Source organism: Vibrio sp. 947, assembly GCF_033339115.1.
Taxonomy (GTDB): Bacteria; Pseudomonadota; Gammaproteobacteria; order Enterobacterales; family Vibrionaceae; genus Vibrio; species Vibrio alginolyticus.
Genome location: NZ_JAWOTX010000001.1, coordinates 408337 through 429796, shown reverse-complemented (window position 1 = coordinate 429796; position 21460 = coordinate 408337). Strand labels below are relative to the sequence as shown.

General features: G+C 49.2%; 14 protein-coding genes and 1 pseudogene. 9 read left to right on the top strand and 6 right to left on the bottom strand.

Annotated features, from left to right (window positions below):
* Nucleotides 1-77 precede the first annotated feature (77 nt).
* The 3 genes and pseudogenes from R7Q39_RS01855 (at nucleotide 78) to R7Q39_RS01845 (ending at nucleotide 3451) form a co-directional block, all read left to right on the top strand.
* Entirely contained in the window at nucleotides 78-785 is a 708-nt protein-coding gene (locus R7Q39_RS01855; RefSeq protein WP_031820810.1) for a response regulator, read from the top strand.
* Nucleotides 775-2205: an ATP-binding protein gene (locus R7Q39_RS01850; protein WP_023584462.1), complete on the top strand. Its 1431-nt coding sequence runs from the start codon at nucleotides 775-777 to the stop codon at nucleotides 2203-2205. Before R7Q39_RS01855 ends, R7Q39_RS01850 begins: the two co-directional genes overlap by 11 nt.
* A 2-nt stretch (nucleotides 2206-2207) precedes the next feature.
* Nucleotides 2208-3451: pseudogene (locus R7Q39_RS01845) on the top strand (ABC transporter substrate-binding protein).
* Between the two features lie 74 nt (nucleotides 3452-3525).
* Here the strand turns inward: R7Q39_RS01845 and R7Q39_RS01840 are convergent.
* The 5 genes from R7Q39_RS01840 to R7Q39_RS01820 are packed head-to-tail and all read right to left on the bottom strand — an operon-like array spanning nucleotide 3526 to nucleotide 10774.
* Nucleotides 3526-4728 (bottom strand): type III PLP-dependent enzyme, encoded by a 1203-nt coding sequence (locus R7Q39_RS01840; RefSeq protein WP_042522236.1) that lies wholly within the window; start codon nucleotides 4726-4728, stop codon nucleotides 3526-3528.
* The gene (locus tag R7Q39_RS01835; protein WP_318075701.1) at nucleotides 4721-6550 is read right to left on the bottom strand and encodes an IucA/IucC family protein; all 1830 of its coding nucleotides are present in this window, start codon (nucleotides 6548-6550) and stop codon (nucleotides 4721-4723) included. The genes R7Q39_RS01840 and R7Q39_RS01835 overlap by 8 nt, the downstream gene beginning before the upstream one ends.
* Nucleotides 6522-7727, bottom strand: coding sequence for an MFS transporter (locus R7Q39_RS01830; RefSeq protein ID WP_169628469.1), 1206 nt, complete (start codon nucleotides 7725-7727; stop codon nucleotides 6522-6524). The genes R7Q39_RS01835 and R7Q39_RS01830 overlap by 29 nt, the downstream gene beginning before the upstream one ends.
* A 6-nt stretch (nucleotides 7728-7733) precedes the next feature.
* Nucleotides 7734-9566 (bottom strand): IucA/IucC family protein, encoded by a 1833-nt coding sequence (locus R7Q39_RS01825; RefSeq protein WP_258660396.1) that lies wholly within the window; start codon nucleotides 9564-9566, stop codon nucleotides 7734-7736.
* On the bottom strand, nucleotides 9563-10774 hold the full coding sequence (locus R7Q39_RS01820) for an acetyl-CoA carboxylase biotin carboxylase subunit family protein (protein WP_258660395.1): 1212 nt from the start codon (nucleotides 10772-10774) through the stop codon (nucleotides 9563-9565). Before R7Q39_RS01820 ends, R7Q39_RS01825 begins: the two co-directional genes overlap by 4 nt.
* Nucleotides 10775-11023: 249 nt before the next feature.
* On the opposite strand from R7Q39_RS01820, the gene R7Q39_RS01815 reads away from it, so the two are divergent.
* The 6 genes from R7Q39_RS01815 (at nucleotide 11024) to fecE (ending at nucleotide 19115) form a co-directional block, all read left to right on the top strand.
* Nucleotides 11024-13060: a TonB-dependent receptor gene (locus R7Q39_RS01815; RefSeq protein ID WP_005383467.1), complete on the top strand. Its 2037-nt coding sequence runs from the start codon at nucleotides 11024-11026 to the stop codon at nucleotides 13058-13060.
* A 122-nt stretch (nucleotides 13061-13182) separates the two neighbouring features.
* Nucleotides 13183-15321: a TonB-dependent siderophore vibrioferrin receptor PvuA gene (gene pvuA, locus R7Q39_RS01810; RefSeq protein ID WP_017634503.1), complete on the top strand. Its 2139-nt coding sequence runs from the start codon at nucleotides 13183-13185 to the stop codon at nucleotides 15319-15321.
* 101 nt (nucleotides 15322-15422) lie between these two features.
* Nucleotides 15423-16346, top strand: a complete 924-nt coding sequence (locus R7Q39_RS01805; RefSeq protein WP_053308093.1) for a Fe(3+) dicitrate ABC transporter substrate-binding protein FecB — start codon at nucleotides 15423-15425, stop codon at nucleotides 16344-16346.
* A 74-nt stretch (nucleotides 16347-16420) separates the two neighbouring features.
* A complete protein-coding gene (locus R7Q39_RS01800; RefSeq protein ID WP_395221061.1) occupies nucleotides 16421-17380 on the top strand; it encodes a FecCD family ABC transporter permease in 960 nt (319 codons plus the stop codon).
* Nucleotides 17377-18348 carry a FecCD family ABC transporter permease gene (locus R7Q39_RS01795; RefSeq protein ID WP_318075700.1) on the top strand — a complete coding sequence of 324 codons (972 nt, stop codon included), beginning with the start codon at nucleotides 17377-17379 and terminating at the stop codon, nucleotides 18346-18348. The genes R7Q39_RS01800 and R7Q39_RS01795 overlap by 4 nt, the downstream gene beginning before the upstream one ends.
* Before the next feature lie 2 nt (nucleotides 18349-18350).
* The gene (gene fecE, locus R7Q39_RS01790; protein WP_054700603.1) at nucleotides 18351-19115 is read left to right on the top strand and encodes a Fe(3+) dicitrate ABC transporter ATP-binding protein FecE; all 765 of its coding nucleotides are present in this window, start codon (nucleotides 18351-18353) and stop codon (nucleotides 19113-19115) included.
* Between the two features lie 117 nt (nucleotides 19116-19232).
* Here fecE and R7Q39_RS01785 read toward each other — a convergent pair whose 3' ends face one another.
* The gene (locus R7Q39_RS01785) at nucleotides 19233-21119 is read right to left on the bottom strand and encodes a methyl-accepting chemotaxis protein (protein WP_258497928.1); all 1887 of its coding nucleotides are present in this window, start codon (nucleotides 21117-21119) and stop codon (nucleotides 19233-19235) included.
* Nucleotides 21120-21460 lie beyond the last annotated feature (341 nt).

Below are 21460 nucleotides of genomic sequence, written 5' to 3'. Positions count from 1 at the left end.
TGGGCGTTTAAGAATGCATCATATTGACCAGCGCCAAACTCAGGGGCAGGCACAGGGACGGACACAGGGAAAGTAGGATGGAAAACAAGCAGATACTGGTCGTCGATGACAACCTCGACCTTCGCGAAGCGTTGTCGGATTACCTTGGTCGAGCTGGATTTGAGGTGCTTTGCGCAGAAAATGGCGACGTGATGTGGCAACTGCTTAACGATCACCATCCTGATTTAATCATCCTCGATATTATGATGCCCGGTGAAGACGGCTTTACCCTGTGTCAGAAACTGCGCAAAAACTCCGATGTTCCGATCATCATGCTGACCGCCGTCACCGAAGAAGCCGACCGAGTCGCAGGGCTAGAAATGGGCGCTGATGACTACATCACCAAGTCATTCAGTCCTCGAGAACTGCTCGCGCGCATCAAAACGATTCTGAGACGCAGCCAATCGACCGCCAATAGCAAACTGACGCGTAAAGTGCGTTTTGACGATTGGTTATTAGATACCGTAACCCGGCAACTGACCCACGTTGCTAGCCGCGAGGTCAAGCAACTGAGTGGCGCGGATTTGTCGCTGCTCGGTTTGTTCGTCAACCACGCGCAATCAATATTGTCGCGCGATGATATTGCGCGCGAGATCTGGGGACGCGATGCCGACCCGTTTGAACGCGGCATTGACGTGCAGATCAGCCGCTTGCGTCATCACCTTGAAGATAAAGACCGCTCTCTGATCTTAACGGTGCGTAATAAAGGCTACATGCTGACCACGGACGTGCACTATGAGAATTAAACGCTGGACGGGGTCACTGGTTGTTCGCACCAGTGTGTTCTTGTTGCTGGTGATCATTCTAGCGCAAGTATTATCCGGGATTATCTGGTATCAACACGCCAGCGAACGCGATAAAGAAGGCCTGACCACCACAGTTAAAAGCTTAGCACTGAGTGCTTCTTCTACCATCGCCTTCTTTCAAACCCTCCCTTCGGAATATCGCCACTTGGTGCTCAATCAACTACGCAACATGGGTGGTACGCGCTTTTTCGTCTCACTCAACAATCACCAGATTGACGTCGACCCGCTGCCAGAGAGCGAGCGCAAAACGTTGGTCATCAACCAAGTTCGTGAAGTATTAGAAAGCGAGCTGAGCGGCATTCCTAATATCGAGGTGGAGTTCACCCAGCGCGACAAACTCAAAGTATTCAACAACGAGCTACCTATCGATGAACTGCCGCTATTGTGGGCGCATTATTCGCTTTCGTTTGGTGACCTCAATCCACCGATTCTGGTGATGCAGGTCGAAGTCGCGCAGAACGAATGGTTTTATCTCGCGGCGGTCCTGCCTGCGCCTTACATCAACCTAGAGACTAACTATTTTGAGCTGCGCCAATGGCTGACGCTATTGGTGTCCGCGCTAATGCTGTTGCTGTGTACCTGGTTTATCGTTCGCAAAGAAATTCAACCAATTCGAGAGCTGGCAAAAGCCGCAACCCTGATGTCGAGCCGACTAGACGTGCCCGAAGTCTCTGAGCGAGGCAGTAACGAACTGAAAGCGGCGGTACGTGCGTTTAACAAGATGAATCGACGCATCGACAGCCATATTAAAGACCGTGAAATGTTGTTCAGCGCCATCTCCCACGATCTGAAAACGCCGATTGCCTGCCTAAAACTGCGAGCGGAAATGCTGGATGACGACGCCGACCGAGAACGCTTTATCCGCCTGAGTAACGACCTAGATTTGATGGTCAAAGGCGCATTGCAATGCATTAAAGAGACCGATATCCACGAGGAAATCGAGCCGATCAATTTCACCCAACTGATTCAGCACATTTCCTCCAATATCGCCGATGCGCCGGACACAATTCGCATCCACGGTGAAATCCGCACCCACTTTGCTGGTAAACCGTTAGCGATTAAGCGCTGCATTCAGAATCTGGTCGATAACGCGCTCAAATACGGCCATCAAGCGGACATTACGCTGAGTGAAAGCCCAGAGTCGATCCAGATTGAAATTGAAGATCACGGTGGCGGCGTTGACGATTTATTACTTGAAAAGCTCTGCCAGCCATACTTCCGCGCTAGCAACGATAAAGAAGGCAGTGGGCTGGGGTTAACCATTTCACAGAGTATTGCAAAGGCTCATGGCGGCAACTTGTTGCTGAGCCATTCTCAGTTTGGCGGCCTCTGCGCCACACTGACTTTCCCGAGAGACTGACTATGAACAAACTGGCATTCTTGTTCCCACTGTTGCTCGCCCCTTGCGTCGCTCACGCTGAGTCGCCACAAGGGGTAGAGTTTTTACATTGGTGGACTTCTGACGGCGAGCAGCAAGCGCTGCAAACACTTAAAGCTCAGCTAAAACGGCACGATATTGAGCTGCTGCAAAGCCCGGTGTTAGGCGGTGGTGGTGACAGCGCGATGACGGTACTGCAAGCTCGCGCGCTGGCGGGCAATCCACCGAGCTTCGCGCAAATCGAAGGGCCAAGTATTAAGGCGTGGGATGCCATCGGTATTTTGCACAACGTCAACGCGGTTGCCGATGAGCAGCGCTGGGACGAGGTGCTCTACCCACTGTCTATCGAAATCAACAAAACAAAAACGGCTACATCGCCCTGCCACTCACGCTGCACCGCTTAAACTGGCTGTGGGTCAACCACAAGCTGCTTAAACAACTGAATCTGTCCGCGCCGAAAAACTGGCAAGAGATGTTCGCCGCCATGGAGCTTGCTAAGCAAAATGGCATCGTGCCGATCGCGGTCGGTGAGCAGCCGTGGCAAGTCGCCCAACTTTTCGAGAACTTAGTGATCTCCACTGGCGGCGTTGAGTTCTACACCAATGCAATGGTTAAACTAGAGCGAGACAGCATCGACAGCGATACCCTGCGCCAAGCGCTGACGCAATTTCGTCGCCTAAGTTTGTTGATCGACAACCAATTACCCGACAGTAAATGGGATACGGCAACCCAAGCGCTAGCCGACGGTCAAGCGCTGTTTCAAATCGGTGGAGATTGGATTTTAGGTGAGCTGCTCGCCAATCAAGTCTCGGTTCCGCAAGAGGTCGGCTGTTACCCAACGCCGGACAGCGATGGTGTATTCCTCTACAACATGGACAGCTTGGTGTTTATGTCGAGCAAGTCGTTTTCTGCCGAGGCTGCTCAGCAAACCGCAAGCGCGCTGGCAGATGTCGAGTTTCAAGCTAAGTTCAATAAGGTAAAGGGCTCGATTCCGGTACGTACCGATATCGACATCAGCGATTTTAATCCGTGTCAGGTCCAGTCATATCAAGACTTTCACTACGGCGTTAAACACAACCTCGCTGTGCCGAGTATGATTGATTCAATGGCGGTCAATCCGGTTGCCCAGCAAGCGATAAACTCGGAAATTTTCCGTTTTTACCGCAACCCCAAGATGGAACCCGACGAGCTGATAAAACGCATTATTGCGATTTCGAAAAGCGGTTAATGGCAATGAATCTGTGCCGAGATGGAATAAAAAAGCCCCAATGATTGGGGCTTGAGTGAAGCGAAGTATGCCGTTTAGAAATAGTGGAAGATCGGCGGTTCATGCATCAAGAAGTTTTGATGGGAGATGTTCCACGCATAGGCGCCCGCTAAGGTAAACACAACGTAATCACCAATATCGACGTGGGCGACGTGTTGATTGCGTGCCAGCACATCTTTGGGCGTACAAAGCTGGCCGACAAAGGTCGCTTGTGCATGCTGAATTGGATGAGAAATCTCATGGTGTTGCTCGCTTTTCAGGATGACGAATGGATGATCATGGCTCTGCGCCGCTGGCGTGCGGAAGTGGTGAGTTCCTCCGCGCGCGATGACAAAGTTTTCGCCAAGATTTTGTTTAATATCCAGTACTTCCATCACGTAATAACCGCATGCCGCCGTGATGAAACGTCCGCATTCAAAACGCAGTGTCCAGTCTTGCACTTGCTCTTTGGCGATGAGGAATTCCAACTTGTCGCAAAACTCCATCCACGGAAAGTGTTGCTCAGGGTTTTGGTAGTTAATCCCCATACCGCCGCCCAAGTTGATCATCAGCTCACTGAGTTCGAACTCCTGCTGCCACGTTTTCACGACTTGGAAATAGCGCTGCATTAACGCTAAGTGACGTTCAACATCGAGCTGATGCGACATCAAGTGAAAATGGAATCCTTTCAGTGACACTTGCGGGAAATCGCGCAGCAACATCAAAGCATTACTCAGTTCGGACTCGTCCAAACCAAAAGGGGTCGGCTTGCCGCCCATCGCCAACTTGCTGAGCGTGATGTCGCCGATATCAATGTTCATACGCAAAAAGATCGAAGCCGGGCGGTTGAGGCGCTCGGTTAGTGCTCCAATGCGTTGTAGCTCGGTGAGGCTTTCGACATGAATTGCATCGACATCAAGCTCAATCGCTTGTTGCAATTCACTTTGCATTTTTCCTGGGCCACCGAAGATCAATGGCTTATCGAGTTGTTGCTGGTGGAGGTGTGCCAGCTCCCCGCCAGATGCCGCTTCAAAACCATCGACATACGGCGCGAGTGTTTTGAGAACAGGGCCTGATGGATTGGCTTTGGCTGCGTAAAATAGCTCGACATTTTTCGGCAAAACGTGACGCAGTTGTTTGATGTGTTCTTCTAAGGCGTTTAGGTCATACACGTACGCGCACAAGGGTTGATTTTGCTGCTGTGCGAGCGTGTGAACTTGTTGGCTAACGCGTGTCGGTAGAGAGAGGGAATTAGACATGTTGCGCTCCTTTTTCGTGTTGCTGCCAAGGCGCGGCGACTTGGGTATAGCCCGACTCTTTATCGGCTTTTTGCATCAAGCGCGTGGTGAAATTATTTTTGCTTGGGAAGTGACCGCCATTCAGCAACGCTTCTAGTTCCTGCTGTTTTCCATTCACGGATTGCCAACGCACAATGGCACTTTGCACCGCATTCCACAGCGTTTGCTCTAGTGGCTCATCACCTTCTGCGATGAAGAAAATCGCTTCGCTGATGTTGTTGATAAAGGTGCAGTATCCGATGCGATTCCAGCCTTGTTCGCGACTGTAGCAAACCGATTGTCGCGCGCGTTCAGACAAATCAGTTAATGTTTCTGCTGGCCAGAACTCTGGCAGTAATTTAGTGCCTTCCAAATCACGAATCCAAACACAACACGGCATCTCTTGCTCAAAGCCAATCAAGGTGTTTTGCAAATGCGGCTCAAACGCCACTCCGTGTTTGAAGTAGTAATTAAACACGCCCGGAATTAGGCAATGCAAATAGCGTTCAAACCACAGTGTCGCGATGTCGGAATAGCGATTTTGCGTAGTACGCGCTTTGTTTTTAAGGCGTTGAGCAATGCAACTGTTGCCGTTTTTGTCGTAAGCAAACAGAGCGCCTGCGAGGGTTGGTTTTAAGATGTCGACTTCGCTCAGCGAGAAATTTTCGCGATACAAAATCCCAAACGATTCGCGCGCTTTGGTGTTGTCATCCCAATTGCGCTCAGCGACACTTTCTAGATTCAACGTGGTGGCGTAAGGCTCCGTCATCACCTTAAATACGGGGTTGTGCAGCTGTTCGTTTTGTCTAATTGGTTTAAGAATCGACGAGATCTGCACGGCGCTGTCGAGTTCGTACCACGCGTTTTTGCGCACGCAATTGGTTAATCGTACGTTGATGGAGAATTTCGCAAACCAGTCCATGTCTGGGTGGTAGAGGGTACGAACTGAAGAGGTTGGCTGCATCTTTTCACCACCTAAACCCAGTGGCGTGATCTTGCCTTGTTCAATGGCACGCTTCACGCTTGGGTTGCTCAAAATGGTGTAGCTTTCCCAAGGATGGCAAGGGTAGAGGGTCTTCCCATTGTTGGTGGCGTGTTGTGGCGCGAGCTGTTGTAGCATGCGCTGCGCAGGGTTAGCTTCTCCGTCAGAACTCAGCACATCAAGTAAGGACGTATCCACTTCAAACCAGTACAACGGGACTTGCGCGCCGACTTCTGGAGAAAACGCCAAGAGATCATCCATGGTGACGCCCGAACGACTTTTCGGGGTCGGATGGAAAGTATGCCCCCAAATCAGAGATTGTTCCGAAGCGATAAATTCGTTGTGATGCGATTTGGGCGCGACGTTGAGAAACTGCTCGGTAACCAGCACGGTATTTTCTAGTTGTTCGATCAGCTCATGGTTAAACGGGATCGCCAATACCTGCTTGAGATAGTTAAGCAAAAGCGTAAGAGTTTGCGTGGCATCCAATTTCGCCCAACCAGATCCCGGCATTTTCGCCCAAGGCAGTTCTGCCAATTTGATTTTGCCCAGTTTGCTCGCGTAGTGAATCGGCAAAACCAACACGCCATTTTGTTGAGAAAGATGAACGGCTATCCGCTGTTTAGCGGGATAGTTGCGTTTTAACGTTTGGGGTAGCGATGTCGATTGGTAGTGCCATTCCACTTGTTGATTCGGTAGCGCAAATTCACGTAAGTAACAATTAAGAACACCCATTATCGTGTTGAGTTGGGCTTTCTCACGGTTGAGCTGCACCTCATGCGCGCGCAACTCGCTAGTCTGAGAGGATTGAGTTTGTAACATGTTGATTTCCAAATTTTGAGTGGAGAATCAGCGCGATCAAGGTGATTACGCTGACTATCGCAGAAAGTAGGAAAGGAACCTCAAGTAGCCCCAAGCTAGAAATGAAAGAAGCGCAAAATCCCGCTGCCACGCCACCCCATTTGGACATGGCATCAAAGCGAGAAAATACTTTGCCACTGAGTTTGCGATCCAGATTGCTCGCAAGATGCTGATGCAATCCGTGATAACAACACACCATCGCGATGCCGAAGATAATTCTCGCAGCAATGAGTGCGGTTTCGGACGCAATCAAATGCAAGGCAGAGCTCACGGCAAGCAATGCAAACCCAAGCCACAACGTGCGCAGCGGTTGATGTCGATTCAACCCATCTGACAACACGTGAATTTTTCCTGCCAGCAACAGATAGACGCCATGCGGCAGTGCGTACAAAAAACCGATCCATGCGTGGTTAGTGATGCCATATTGCTGCACAAACGGCGAGAAATAAGGAAAGGTCACCACCATAGAAAACGCAAACCCGAATTGAGCAAAGAAGATCCAACGAATGGCATGCATTGCGTTTTTCTGTGCAACCGGTTTTTCTTGCTGAGGTTCTGAGTTTGGCTTTTCGAGGTTTTGGTCGGCGGGTTTATCCGCTGGCAGTGTTAGCGTGATGCCCATAGCAATTAAAGGCAAAACGCATAACCACAGGTACGCGTTGAGTGGGTTGGTCTCTGACAAGCTCCAGCCGAGCCCAATAGGCGCAACGATCAGCGCCAAGCGAGCAGATAGTTGGGTTTTATTGAGTGACTTGCCGAGTGTTTTGGCTTCTTTAATTTGACTAGATAAGTAGCTGTTCGAGGCGGCCATGGTGCCGCCAAAGGTTCCTTGAACAATAAGACCAAACACAAACATGGCGAGGTTGTCTGCCAAGCCGCACAGCGCAAACCCTGCTGCAAGGCCAAGTTGCGCACGCAAGAGTGAGCGGCGGCGACCGTAGCGATCGGCAAAGTTGCCCCAAAATCGCGCTGCCAACGCAGTACAAAACGTAGGTAGGATAAACAATACCCCTGCCCAGTCCGCATCAATGCTTGCGCCTAACGTTGGCAACACGACGGGTAGAAATAGCGGCATACCTAACGCGGCAAACGCAGCGATAAAGTGGCACAACAACACACTGTAGATGAGTTTGGTCATAATCGTTTAACGTACGCTTTTTTTGATGGCTTCTAAGTAGGCGCGCTGCGCTTCTTCGCTAGAAAGCAGTAAGAAGTTCGGGGCCGACAAACCATAGAACTTATTGATGTCACTCGCGCCGGAGGCTTCTTTCGAGAGCAAACTGCCAGAGCTCAACAAGTACTTGGCGTACAAATCAGGTGCCTCTTGCAGTAACTCGCGAGCCAGTTTTGTCTCTAACCCTTCGCCTTCCAATCGGTTGAGTTGCTCTGCAATGCTTTTGGCCACGATGGCGTAAAGCGATGCTGAAGAGGCAATGCCCTTCGCTGCCATGGCTTCTACAATCGCTGCGATATCCAATTGTAATGTGATGGTGGTAAACATCTGACCGAGCGCCAATTCATTGTCGACTTTGATGCGTTGATCGAGCAGTTCATCGCAATCCACTGGAAGTAGTTTTGCGCCGTGTTTTTGGGCAGCATGCTCTGTTGCAAAGTGGAAGCGCTCTGGCCAAATTCGCGCCGCGTCGTTGTCTTTCATCGCGAGCGTCATTTTGCCCTGTTGATCAAATGCAATGATGGCGTTTTGCTGGTTGGACTCCAATGCGATGCCATAACGAAGCCACAAGGTGAGGTGCACTTGGCATAATAGGTCGGCGTAATCTTGGAACCAAGCCAGCGTATCTTGTTGATAGTACTGCTCCGCCAAATGTTCTAAAAACAAGCGGTCGTCAGGCATTGGGCTTGCCAGTGCGGCAACCGGAACTAGCGCTTTGTCTTCGCAATGAATAAGTGGATACTCACGTACGATGTACGCAAAGGTTTTATCCTCGCCGACGTGTCCACCGTGTTTTTCGTTGCAATGGAACAAGCGACTGTTTAAATCGGCGTCCGTTTGTTCAAGGTGGCTGAGTAGGCGTTCAAACCAGTGGCCGTCATACAGTGTTGAAGGCTTGATTAAGCGAATATTTTTCGTGCCTAGCGATCGCATGATCAGCGGAACCTTGATGTGAATGTGCGGTGCGTCGTTCACGACCACCGTACGAACGGAAAGCGTCGGCGTCACGTCTAGATACGTTAAAGGCGCTTCTATCATACCTTCGGGTAAGGCTTCTAAAGATCGCAGGGTGAGCGGATGCGCAGGGAACAGTACGTGGCTCAGTGCAAAATCAGCAGGAAGCCCAACTTGCTCCATGGTTGGCCAGCAATCAGGTTGTTCGCTGGTTAATGTCAACAGTGATTTTTCAATCGCAATCCAATGCAGAGCAAAGCTTGGTGCAAACTCGGGCGCGTACTTAGCAAGGTCTTCATCGCTCAGACCAAACTTCGCCCGCGCAGTTGGATAGTACGGATGGTCAAGGTAAGAAGCGATCTGGTCGGCTAGCAGCAGTTTTTGATGCCAAGAACCAAGCTCGGATATTGGTTGAGAAATTTGGTCTGCGTGATGATGAAACGCTTGGTCACACAGCGCTTTGTGTTTCTCTGCACATTCCAGTTCTTGAAGATACCCCGCCAACAATTCGTGAGAGCTCTCATGCGCCAGTGTCGTTAGTAGTGTAATCCACTCTTTGTAATGCTGTTGATGCTCGACTTGGCCATTTTTCTCCACCCACCAACCTGGTGGTGTTTCGTCATTGGCGTGACCGTAGCGCCAGTGCTGCATGTAATACGTTGGCGCAACGGGTAAATACAACGTGAAATCAGAGTTGGCAAATATCAGCCAGACTTGCTCGCCTTGAGGAACAATTCCCCCTTTTGGCGCGTCGCTACTGAACTTGGCTTTCGACAAAATGCCAAACATGTCTTCGCGTAAGCAAGTGTCGATCAATCGTTGCGTTAGATACAAAGCGTTGTCATTCATGCTGCCACCTCACGAGTCGGAGCGAGATCGAAATTGCTAAGCGCGTTCTGCAGCGCTTGGTCGAGGTTTCGCCCTGATGGTGAGACAATCGAAATTCGGGCGAGATAATCCTTATTGGAATAACTCTGTTGGAAGTGTTCTCCCGCGGTTTTTAGTACCTGTTGCTGGGTGATGACATCGCCATCGTGTTGGATGAAGGAGGTCGAATCTCCATCAATAACACCACTGTGTTCCGCAACCACATAGTGCACGTGTGCTGAGCCATGAATTTGGTAATCGCCGGCCAATCTTCGGCCCAAATGCAGACCCAAAATTGTGCTAAACCAACCGAAGTGAGCGAGATTGTTGAGCAAGAATTCGCGGCCATCTCCAATACTGCGGTAGTTAATTTCCACCAGAACCGGGCCATTTTCCGTAATGATAAATTCGCTGTGGCAAACTCCAAAACCAACGCCGAACGCTTTAAGTTGAGCCAAGCAAGCTTCTCGGTGAGCAATGCCGTTTGGTCCGTTCCAGTCTGCGGCGGTTTCGATAAAGTAAGGCGGCTCAGAGAGCGACACATCAAAACCGCCCACGGCGATAAGTTGGTTACCGTCTCCTAAAGTTTCGAGCGTAACCAACGGTCCTTGAAGAAACTGCTCCACCAGAATGGCGGCGTTTGGGTGCTTTTGCCAAAACGCCTCGCAGTAAGCATCGAGCTCGCTTTGGGAGTCACAGCGCTGTACATCTAAACTTGCCACGCCTTCTTTGGGTTTTGCTACGACAGGGAAGGCCATGCCTAATGCCACATTCGAATGGCGATGCAGCAAACAGCTTTGTGTGCTGGGTAAGGATTTTTCATTTAACACTTGTCGAGTTAAGTGTTTGTTTTTGGCCTTTAACGTGACAGACCAATCTTTGGATGGGAGGCCAAAAAATTGCGCGCAGATGGCGGTGGAAGTTTGTAAGTGATCACTATTGCTGAAAATAGCGTCTGGCTTTAATTCATGCTCCGTGATGGTTTCGATGAGTTCTAATGGGTTGAAGACATCACATTCTAGAATGGTATCCGGATTAAAGTGACTATCATGACTCGCCAACTCTAAATGGCTGAGCTTATGGTCGGTGATAAGAACGACGTGAAGGTCCATCGCTTTAGCTGCAGGCACAAAGCCGTGAGTGACTGCATCGTTAACGACATGACTTACGATAATCATCGTAGATTTCATGAGCTTTCCTAATTTTCTAACATTTTCTTCTAACGTTGATAAAGTCGCTCACGGTCGTCTTCCAATGTGCCTCTCTCGAGACGGAGGGCAGAAGTTTTAGTATTTATTGTTATGATATTTGGTTTTTTTGTTGTTAGTTGTGTTTTTAGGGTAAATAAATATAGAGCATAAAATTAATATTGCAAATAGAAATAATATTTGTTCTTATTTCCATCCGTTGGCTTTATAACAACTAAACGGAATTATGGAATGAATAAATTATTGACCCTGACCCCCTTGGCGGTCGCGATTGGTTCTTCATTAGTAGCACCAAGCGCAGTGGCTTCAGAAGAGACGAACTCAACCCCATCAGCAACTGAAACGATTCAAGTCTTCGGGCATCAGTACGAAGGTTATGCTGAACACATGCCTCAATCAGGCACCAAAACCGATGTGGAATGGCTTGATGTGCCACAAGCGGTATCCGTAGTAACGAAAACAGAAATGCAAGACCGAGGCGCGGTGCGCTTAGTGGATGCGCTAGATGGGGTAGCCGGGGTCAATAACACCTTGGGCGAAGGCAGCCGCGATCAGTTCATGATACGTGGTTTTGATTCACTCAACGATATGTACCGTGATGGCTTGCGAGATGACGGTACGTTGCAGTCTTACCGCAGCTTAGCGAACGTTGAACGCGTTGAAATTGTGAAAGGCCCTGCGGGTGCTTTGTATGGCCGTGGTTCAGCTGGGGGCATCATCAACTTGGTGACGAAACGCGCTAACGGTGAGAATTTTACTCACGTAAACGGTAGTGTAGGCAGCAACAACCAGTATGTTGGTCAGGTCGACAGCTCAATGGCGTTTACAGATAAGGTCAACGGGCGTATTAACTTGGAATACCGTCAAGCCGACTCGTACGTTGATCATGTTGATTCAAACGATTTCTTCATTGCACCGACCATTCGTGTGTTACCAGCGGAAGGTCACACCATTGATATTGACGTGGAATACGCCCATCAAGAACTAGTGCCGTATCGTGGTGTGCCATCAAAAAATGGCAAGCCAGTTGATTTGCCAGTAAGCACTTACTTTGGCGGCACAAACGACTATCAGGAGTCAGACAGTCTCCGTATTGCGGTGGATTACGAATGGCGTCTGAATGATCAATGGGTATGGAACAACCGAGCGGCGTTCAACCATATCGAACTTGAGCAAAAAGGCACGCGTCAGGGCAAAGTGACGGGTAATGAAGTGTCTCAAACCGTTAACAACTTTGGTTACGATCCACGTACTACGACCACTTTACAATCTGAGTTGGTTTGGGAAACCAGGGACAATCAATTGATGGTGGGTGCAGATTTCAACCAGATCGATATCGACCTAACGTTGGCAAGTGACAAAACGCTTCCTCCGCAAAATATCTACGACCCAGTCGTTGGTCCAACGCCTGATCCGGGCTTTAAGCCATTTCGTGACAATACCACCACCACGACAGGTTTGTATGTGCAAGATGTCTATACGTGGGGTGACCTTTCTTTGATCGGTAACGTGCGTTACGACTCGATGGAACTCGAACAACAAAAAGCGGGCTCAGATAAGGAAAAATTGGATGATGACAAAGTCAGCTACCGTGCTGGTTTGGTATACCGCATCAATTCCGACACATCCGTATACGCCAGTTTAGCGCGCTCTTGGCAGTTACCGTACGCTGGTATCTACATCAATCCAAAATTGGCGGAATTCTTCCACACCGACTTAAAAGAGGTGGGTGCGAAAGCGTACCTTTTGGATAACGCATTAATGTTGAATGCGGCACTGTTCCAGATTGATCAAGAGCAACCACAAACTAACGTGGACGGCGATGTGATCGATAAAATTGAAGTGCGTCACCAAGGTATTGAATTAGAGGCTCGCGGTCAAATCACCAAACAGTGGGACATCTCTGTTGGTTACAGCTACTTAGATGCGGAAGACAAAGCCACAGGCAAAAAGCCGAACGATGTATCAGACCACTTGTTCTCTCTTTGGAGCACTTACCAATTGGATGACAACTGGCGTTTAGGCGGTGGTGTGAAGTACGTGGGCGACCGTTACGCAGGTAACGACGAAGCCGTCGCACTTGGCGATTACACAACGGTGGATTTGATGGCGGCGTACACCACTGGTCGTCACAAGATCCAAGCGAACGCTTACAACATTTTGGATGAGAAATACATTCTTGGCGCAACAAACGGCACGTCTGGCCTAAACCAGATTGGCTACGGCGCACCAGCCGAGTTCATGCTTAGCTACGGATACCAGTTCTAGGCTTGTTGTGCGTAGTTGGCGCACGTTAGCCGATTTTTTGCCTCTTATTGAGGATGTTTTAGCCCCGAGAGCCTACGGGAAATGTTTTGCCCGAGGCTCAATTTCTCGCAAAGGAGACCTTAATGTCTTACCAGAATTTGGATGGTAAAGTGCGTGTACGTGCTGGTTTGTCTACCACTTACAGTGTGCTTGCGATTGCAATCGCTTCTGCCACATCCATGAGCGCGGTTGCCGCTCCTGCTAAAAAAGAACAAACTACCGCGATGGAAACCGTCGTTGTCACTGGTAGCGTGATTGGTAAATCTGAAATTGAAGACGTCAAAGAGTACCCAGGTGCTCGTACCGTCATTACCCGCGATCAAATCGAGAAAACCGCCGCAGGCTCGATTGATAACGCGCTACAGCGCGTGCCGGGTATTAAAGTTCAGGATGAAAGCGGAACGGGCGTATTGCCTAACATTTCCGTACGTGGTTTGAAAGCAAGCCGTAGTGGTCATGCTCAGTTCTTGATGGATGGTGTACCGCTAACACTTGCGCCATATGGTCACACTGGTCAGTCTATCTTCCCAGCAACACTGTCGATGCTTGATCGTATTGACATTGTACGCGGTGGTGCCGCAGTACAGTACGGCCCAAACAACGTCGGTGGTGTGATCAACTTAGTGACCAAACCGATTCCACACACGTGGCAAACTGAAATCAGTAACCGCCTTACCGTGTTTGATGGCGGTGATGCGCCGCTGAATGATTTTTACCTACGCACGGGCGGCTGGTTAAGCGACACATTTGCACTACAGTTGGAAGGTAACTTCCTAAAAGGTGAAAGCTTCCGTGAACATTCCGATACGGACGTGAAGAACTTCCAAGCCAAAGCACAGTGGCTACTGAGTGACACTCAAGAGATTCAAGCATTCCTGCAACGTTACGATGCTGAAACGCAAATGCCGGGCGCACTTTCGCCACAAGATTACGAGCAAGATCGTCACCAATCGAAACGTCCTTACGATGATTATGAAGGTAAGTCGACGCGCTGGAGTGTTAAGTACATCCACGATTTGCCATTTGCCGACAGTGCCGAGCTAGAAGTGCTAACGTTTGGCCATAAGTCAGAGCGTCTTTTCAAGTGGGGCTTTAACAGCGCGGGTGGCCATTGGGCGGATCCGGCTCTGCCAGCGACGGACGTTCGTACCTCTCCACGTGAATTTACCGTGTATGGTATAGAGCCAAAAATGGCGATGTACTTTGGCGAAGGTAAATCCGTTACTCAAAACTGGATCGTGGGTACCCGTTATGTTAATGAAGACATTGACTACAAACTCACTCAGACTCCAATCGCCGGTGGTGCAACCAGCGTTCCGCGTGATTGGCATCTAGATACGGACGCGTTTGCTGGATACGTTAGCAACGAAATTGGTTTGTTCAATGATACATTGAAGGTAACGCCTGGGTTGCGTGTTGAGTCGGTTCGAATGACGTTTACCGATCGTGGTAAAAAACAAACAGCAGACAACACCGTGACGGAATGGTTGCCAGGTTTGACGGTGGCATACAACTTAACTGATCAGTGGGTGACGTATGCGAACGCGCAAAAATCACTTCGTGCGCCACAAATTGCCTACATCCGAGGCTTGGGTGAAGAAGGGAGCGAACTGGCTTGGAACTACGAAGTCGGCGCGCGTTACACCCAAGATGCGACCAGTTTTAACGCTGCACTTTATCGCATCGATTTTGAAGACCAACTGCAATGGCAAAGCTCAACGCAGACCTTCGATAACATCGGAAAAACACTTCACCAAGGTTTAGAACTTTCTGCTCGTTACGTGCCTGAAGTTCTACCTGCTCTGAGCTTGGGCGCAAGTTACAACTACCTCGATGCCACGCTTGAAGAAGAGGGTGCGAATAAAGGTAACCAGCTGCCTTACACCTCTAAACATCAACTTGGTTGGGATGCGACCTACGCGTTTTACGGCATGGACACCACGCTATCGGGCTTCTACTTCAGTGATTCGTATACCGATAACGCCAACACCAGTGCCGAAGACGCAACAGGTGCAACGGGCAAAGTGCCGTCTTACATGGTGTGGAACTTCAACTTAGGTACGGATTTATACAAAGACGACAAAGGCAAGTTACGCATGAATGTTGCAGTAAACAACTTGTTTGACGAGGAGTATTACTTCCGTGGGATTGATACCAGCCCAGTTGGTCGGTACCCAGCTCCGGGACGCTCTTACACACTGGATCTGAACTATCAGTTTTAAGCGTTTCGTTCACCGAGTTTGAAAAGAAAAGTCGCCAATTTACCTTGGCGACTTTGCCGATCTTAGGTACTGGAAAACACTTAGCACTGGAAAAAAGCAAGATGAAAAATAAAAAACAATTTACGATCAAACACTTTTCAACCGTTTTGCTGATGCTGTTGAGCTCAGTTTTTATGTCATTTTCCGCAAGTGCTCAGGTGCGCAGCGTGCAAGATGAGCAAGGCACTTTTGAGCTAGAAGCGATACCTCAACGTATTGTGGTTTTAGAATTTTCGTTTGTCGATGCATTAGCGGCAGTCGATGTCTCACCTGTAGGCGTCGCCGATGACAACGATGCCACACGAGTCATCCCTGCTGTTCGCGCCAAGATTGAACCTTGGCAATCGGTCGGCATGCGTTCACAACCGAGTTTAGAGGCGATTGCGGTGCTCAAGCCGGATTTGATCATTGCCGATGCCGAACGTCATCGCGCGATTTATCAAGATTTGCAGCGAATTGCGCCAACCTTGCTGTTAAAAAGCCGTGGAGAGACGTATAAAGAAAACCTCGAATCTGCACAGAAAATCGGGGTTGCGATTGGCAAGCAAGCGAAAATGACACAACGAATTGAGCAGCACAAACAGACAATGGCGGAGTTCAAACAGCATTTTGCGACACAAGAAACCATTCAGTTTGGTGTGGTTTCTGACAAAGGGATGTGGCTGCATAGCCCGGTTTCTTACGCTGGGGGCGTTTTGAGTACGCTGGGCATCCAAAGCCCGCTGGCTCCATCTGAGCAAAAAGCGTATATCCCAACCAGTTTCGAACTTTTACTAAGAACCAACCCTGATTGGTTGTTAGTTGGACTTTACTCTCAACCAAATATTGTGGATGAGTGGCGCAAAAACCCATTATTTAAGCTGCTAACCGCTGCGAAAAAACAGCAACTTGTTGAGGTATCTCCTGAACTGTGGTCGTTAAATCGCGGCATGTTGGCTGCGGAAGAAATTGCCCGCAATCTTGAAGCGTTATTGGAGCGCTCATGAGTTCGGCGATAAGCTCGGAAAGCGCGTCTTCGGTTAGCAAATCGCATTGGAAAGCGAGCTTGTTTGTCTGTGCTATGGCGTTGTGTACGCTCTCAGGCTATGCAGCCTCAATGATTGGCTGGTCCAACTTTTCTTTGAGCGTTAATGATCTGACAAGCTATTGGTTTGCGTTTGATGAGGGCAATATGCTGCATCAAATCCTCGCGACGCTGCGTGCGCCTCGTACCTATGCTGGGTTATTAATTGGCGCTTCGCTTGCGGTATCCGGAGTGCTGATGCAAGGATTGACTCGTAACCCTTTGGCGTCGCCATCCATTCTCGGCATTAATGCAGGTGCGGCGTGTTTTATGGCCTTGGCGTCCATCGGCGTACCATTCTTTAGTCAATTGAACCCAATCATCAACGCAGTACTCGGCGCGCTACTAAGTGGTGGTGCGGCCATGTTGTTGGGCGGTTTTTTTTCCGCGCGTTCTCACCCATTGCGTTTAGTGCTAGCGGGCATTGCCATCAGTGCACTGCTGATAGGGTTAACTCGTGCGTCGGTAATTTTGGCGGATGACATGGCTTACAGCGTGTTGCATTGGTTAACGGGTTCACTCTCCGCGGTAGATTCTGAGCAGTGGCAGCAACTGTGGCCTTTTGCGACTTTAGGTTTGGTGCTCGCCATGGGCTTAGCGCGAAACTTAAATTTACTCGCGTTGGGGGACGAAGTTGCTGTCGGGTTGGGTGGTAACATTCGTCTTACGCGATTAATCAGTGGTTTAGCGGTTGTGCTGTTGGCAGGAACTAGCGTAGCGATTGCTGGACCAATTGGCTTTGTCGGGTTGTTAGTGCCGCACTTGGTACGCCCGATTGTTGGTCACAACTATCACATTCTCATTCCGGTTTCCGCCTTGTGTGGCGCGGCATTGGTCACGTGGTCAGATGCTTTATCACGCGCGATTGCCTTTCCGGCTGAAACGCCAGTGGGCGTGATTACCGCGCTGTTGGGTACACCTTGCTTTATCGCGATTGCAATGAGGAAATCATCATGATGAATCAAACCAAACTGTTTGCATTAGTTGGATTGTTGCTGATTGCGTCTTCTCTCACGCTGTTTGTTGGCGCGGCGAACATGTCGGCTCAACAGGTTTTTGCATTGCTGTTTTCTTTCTCTGACTCGGACTTTGTGATTCACCAATATCGATTACCGAGAATGTTGCTCGCCATTGGCGTGGGCGCTGGGTTGGGGCTGTCAGGCGTTTTAGTTCAAGGCGTCATCCGTAATCCACTTGCCTCACCAGATTTAATGGGGATAAGCGCCGGAGCAGGACTGGCGGCTACCGCTTGTTTGGTGCTGTATCCGAATGCGCCAGTGGCAATGTTGCCGATGGTCGCCATGTCGGGAGGCTTGCTTGCTGCTGGCTTTATTGCTGTGCTGGCTTACTGGTCGAAACCAACACCAGCACGTTTGGCGCTGATTGGTGTTGCTGTCAGCGCATTTTTAGCCAGCGGTATCGATTTTCTTCTGATTGTGCACCCTATTGAAATCAACACGGCGATGGTATGGCTAACCGGCAGTTTGTGGGGACGAAACTGGCAACAAGTGCCGTTTATTTGGAGTGCTTTATTGCTGCTACTGCCATTGGCGTTTTGGCTGGCTTGGCGGCTAGATGTTATGGGACTGGGAGAAGAAAGCGCCACTACACTTGGCACGAAACCAAGACAGATCCAAATTCTTGCGCTGATTGCTGCCGTGCTATTGGCGAGCATCAGTGTGTCTGTGGCAGGCACGATCAGCTTTGTTGGCCTGCTTGCGCCGCATCTTGCGCGTTTGCTGTTTGGCCACAACCACAAGTTGTTGATTCCAGCCGCTGCAACCCTTGGCGCTTTGTTGGTGATTTGCGCCGATGGTTTAGCGAGAGGCTTACAGCCGCCAATTGAGCTACCAGCGGGAGTGCTAACATCTGTTATTGGCGCACCATATTTCATTTTTCTTTTGTATCGTTACAGAGGTTGGTAAGCATGTTACGAACGCAGAACTTATCCGTCGCGTACGGCAAACAGACCATCATTCCAGATCTCTCTTTGTCGATTCCTCAAGGTAAAATTACCGCACTAGTTGGTCCAAATGGTTGCGGTAAATCGACACTATTAAAAACCTTGGTACGCATCAATAAACCTGCTTCTGGCCAAGTGTTGTATGACGACAAACCACTAAGCAGCTACGGTGATAAACGCTTGGCGCGTTCGTTGTCTTTGCTGCCGCAGATTCTTGTCAGTCCTGAAGGTATTACCGTCAGAAAACTGGTCGAATATGGCCGCTCGCCTTATCTCTCTCATTGGGGCAGGTTAAGTCAACAAGACAAAGCCTTGGTCGAGCAAGCAATGCAAGATACTGGCGTGATTGAGTTTGCTGACAAGCCAGTTGAATCGTTGTCTGGCGGTCAAAGGCAAAGAGCGTGGATTGCGATGGTAATGGCGCAAGATACCGACGTAGTGATGCTTGATGAGCCAACCACTTACTTGGATCTCTCTCACCAAGTTGAGCTGATGAAACTCATGAGGCAGATGAACGACAAAGGCAAAACAGTGGTCGTAGTGCTGCACGATCTAAACCAAGCGTGCCGTTACTGCGATCATTTGGTGGTGTTGGAAAAAGGTCAGTTAGTCACGCAGGGAACACCGCAAGAGGTAATGACAGAAGGCATGTTGTCATCGGTGTTTGATTTACAAGCGAGAGTATTTAATGACCCAATCTCAGGCACGCCGATGTGTGTGGCGGTGTAGGTTTACGTCTTTGGAAAGCTATCTGCAATAAAAACGTCGATCCATAAAAACAAACCCCGCTAGTAACAAAGTTGCTAGCGGGGTTTGTTGTTTTTAAGAGCGTCCTTAATGTGGCGTTTAAGCCAGTTTAAACGTCGCCACTTTCGAGTTGAGATCCTCAGCTTGCGATTTCAGCTCAGCAGATTGATTCATCGATTCTTCGGCACCAACTACCAAGTGATCGGTCACATCTTTAATGGACGTGACATTTTGCGTGATTTCATTGGTTACGTGCGTTTGCTCTTCGGCGGCGGTCGCGATTTGCGTTGCCATATCGCTGATCAGCGCAACGGCCGCGTTGATTTCATCCAGAGCCAGTGCTGCGCGATCTGCATCTTCCACCGAACCTTGCGCGAGCTGAGAGCTTGTATCCATGATGGTCACAGCGCGTTGTGTGGTTTGCTGCAAGGTCTCGATCGTCGAGCGAATCTCTTCGGTTGAGGTGTGTGTGCGTTGTGATAGCACGCGAACCTCGTCTGCAACAACGGCAAAACCGCGACCTTGTTCACCTGCACGCGCCGCTTCAATCGCCGCATTCAGAGCCAGTAAGTTGGTTTGTTCTGCGATGTCTCGAATCGTTGATAGTACGGTTGAGATGTCTTGCGCGTGCTGGTTGAGCTCGCCGATGACAACGCTCGCTTGGTTGACTTCAGAAGACAAATTGTTGATGGATGACTTGGAGTTGATCACTAACTCATGACCATTTTGTGTGCTCGCTGAAGAGTCTTGAGCGGCTTTAGCCGTCTGCTCTGCATGTGCTGCAATCTCTTGCGTTGCCGATGCCATTTCAGTCACAGCGGTCGCCACCATCGTGATTTCTTGTTGCTGATGGTTCAGATCGGAAACCGATTGATTCGCGCGATTCGTGCTCAGCTCCGATTGTTGGCTCAGTTCTTCCGCTTGGTGACGAATGTGACCAATAAGTTGCTGCAAACTTTCAACGAACTGGTTGAAGTTTTCAGCCAGCTCACCAACTTCGTCACGGTTTTCTACTTTGATGCGTTGAGTTAGGTCGCCGCTACCGTTTGCGATTTGTGCAAGCGCATTCGAAACGTTGTAGAGCGGACGGAACAAGATGTTACATAGCAGATTAAACAAAGCTACGCAGATAACGACGACGATGGTGGTTGCGATGATCTGATCCCAAACAGCATCGTAAAGTGGGGCAACCAACGAGTTTTGATCTAACACCGTCACTGTTGTGAGCTTGGTACCCTCTATGTGGCGCGCGTAAATCACATATTCGGTGCCGTTAATAGAGACGCGATGCTCTGTACCTGAACGTGCGGCAGACGTAATGTCGTTGTTGTTGAGGCCTAGCTTGCTAACCGGTTGATTCAGCAGTTTACCGTTGTTATGAGTGAAAATATTGCCCTGTTCATTGGCAATAAACATATAACCTTCACCCGGTAGGATCACTTGGTTCAGACTGTTCAGGATATCACCGATCTCTACGTCAGCACCCAGAACGACGGTTTGACCATGCAATTGCAGGGCTTTACCGAGCGACACCACATTCGCACCAGTTGCAGCAGCAACGGTCGGGTTATCCATAAAGACTTTCGATGGATTGGCAATGGCGTTGGTGTACCAGCCCCACTTGCGAGGATCGTTATTACCTGGTGGCAAAACCACCCCATTAGCGTTGTCTTGTGACCCGTCCGGGTAAGCGAGGAAAACGTTATCGAACGCGCCAGAGTCTCGGACTTGTTTCAAATGCGTAACCAGAGAACGTTTCTCTGAATCAGAAGAGAGTGAAGTTAGTGCGCGCTCTTTAGAGAGTAGCCAGTCCTTTACGTATTGATTGTAAGATGCGCTAGTGCTTTCTAGTCGCTGTGCGACTTCGACATCGAGCCTATTTAATGAATCTCGAAAAGACAGCCCCTCTACCAGCACTCCCCCTAGAATGATGGCGGCACTGGCAGAGATTGCCAGTTTGTTTTTTAATGATAGATTTTTGAACATAAAGCGAATAATAGATCTTTGAATAATAGTTGTTGTGTTTTTATTCTCATCAGTGCTCTCTGCGCTGTTGAATATGCAGCAGAAAGTCAGATTCGAATCTGTTCAATAATTATATTTTATTGCTCAAAATAAATACTGACTCCATGTCGCGAATTTGAGTTTTACACCAAATAAGCAAAAGAATTTGGAACGATATTATTTATGTATTTGTAAAGTAAGGATTTGTCGATTTTTGTAAATGAGAATTGATTTCAATAAATCGTGATCTTTATCACATTTGCGTGTCTGATAATCCATTAAAAATGTGAAGGTTATAGCACCGGATATATATTGATTAGCTT

Bases quoted from the DNA above. Each gene is read 5' to 3' on its own strand.
- R7Q39_RS01855 (WP_031820810.1), top strand. From the start codon at position 78: ATGGAAAACAAGCAGATACTGGTCGTCGATGACAACCTCGACCTTCGC.
- R7Q39_RS01850 (WP_023584462.1), top strand. From the start codon at position 775: ATGAGAATTAAACGCTGGACGGGGTCACTGGTTGTTCGCACCAGTGTG.
- R7Q39_RS01840 (WP_042522236.1), bottom strand. From the start codon at position 4,728: ATGTCTAATTCCCTCTCTCTACCGACACGCGTTAGCCAACAAGTTCAC.
- R7Q39_RS01835 (WP_318075701.1), bottom strand. From the start codon at position 6,550: ATGTTACAAACTCAATCCTCTCAGACTAGCGAGTTGCGCGCGCATGAG.
- R7Q39_RS01830 (WP_169628469.1), bottom strand. From the start codon at position 7,727: ATGACCAAACTCATCTACAGTGTGTTGTTGTGCCACTTTATCGCTGCG.
- R7Q39_RS01825 (WP_258660396.1), bottom strand. From the start codon at position 9,566: ATGAATGACAACGCTTTGTATCTAACGCAACGATTGATCGACACTTGC.
- R7Q39_RS01820 (WP_258660395.1), bottom strand. From the start codon at position 10,774: ATGAAATCTACGATGATTATCGTAAGTCATGTCGTTAACGATGCAGTC.
- R7Q39_RS01815 (WP_005383467.1), top strand. From the start codon at position 11,024: ATGAATAAATTATTGACCCTGACCCCCTTGGCGGTCGCGATTGGTTCT.
- pvuA (WP_017634503.1), top strand. From the start codon at position 13,183: ATGTCTTACCAGAATTTGGATGGTAAAGTGCGTGTACGTGCTGGTTTG.
- R7Q39_RS01805 (WP_053308093.1), top strand. From the start codon at position 15,423: ATGAAAAATAAAAAACAATTTACGATCAAACACTTTTCAACCGTTTTG.
- R7Q39_RS01800 (WP_395221061.1), top strand. From the start codon at position 16,421: ATGGCGTTGTGTACGCTCTCAGGCTATGCAGCCTCAATGATTGGCTGG.
- R7Q39_RS01795 (WP_318075700.1), top strand. From the start codon at position 17,377: ATGATGAATCAAACCAAACTGTTTGCATTAGTTGGATTGTTGCTGATT.
- fecE (WP_054700603.1), top strand. From the start codon at position 18,351: ATGTTACGAACGCAGAACTTATCCGTCGCGTACGGCAAACAGACCATC.
- R7Q39_RS01785 (WP_258497928.1), bottom strand. From the start codon at position 21,119: ATGTTCAAAAATCTATCATTAAAAAACAAACTGGCAATCTCTGCCAGT.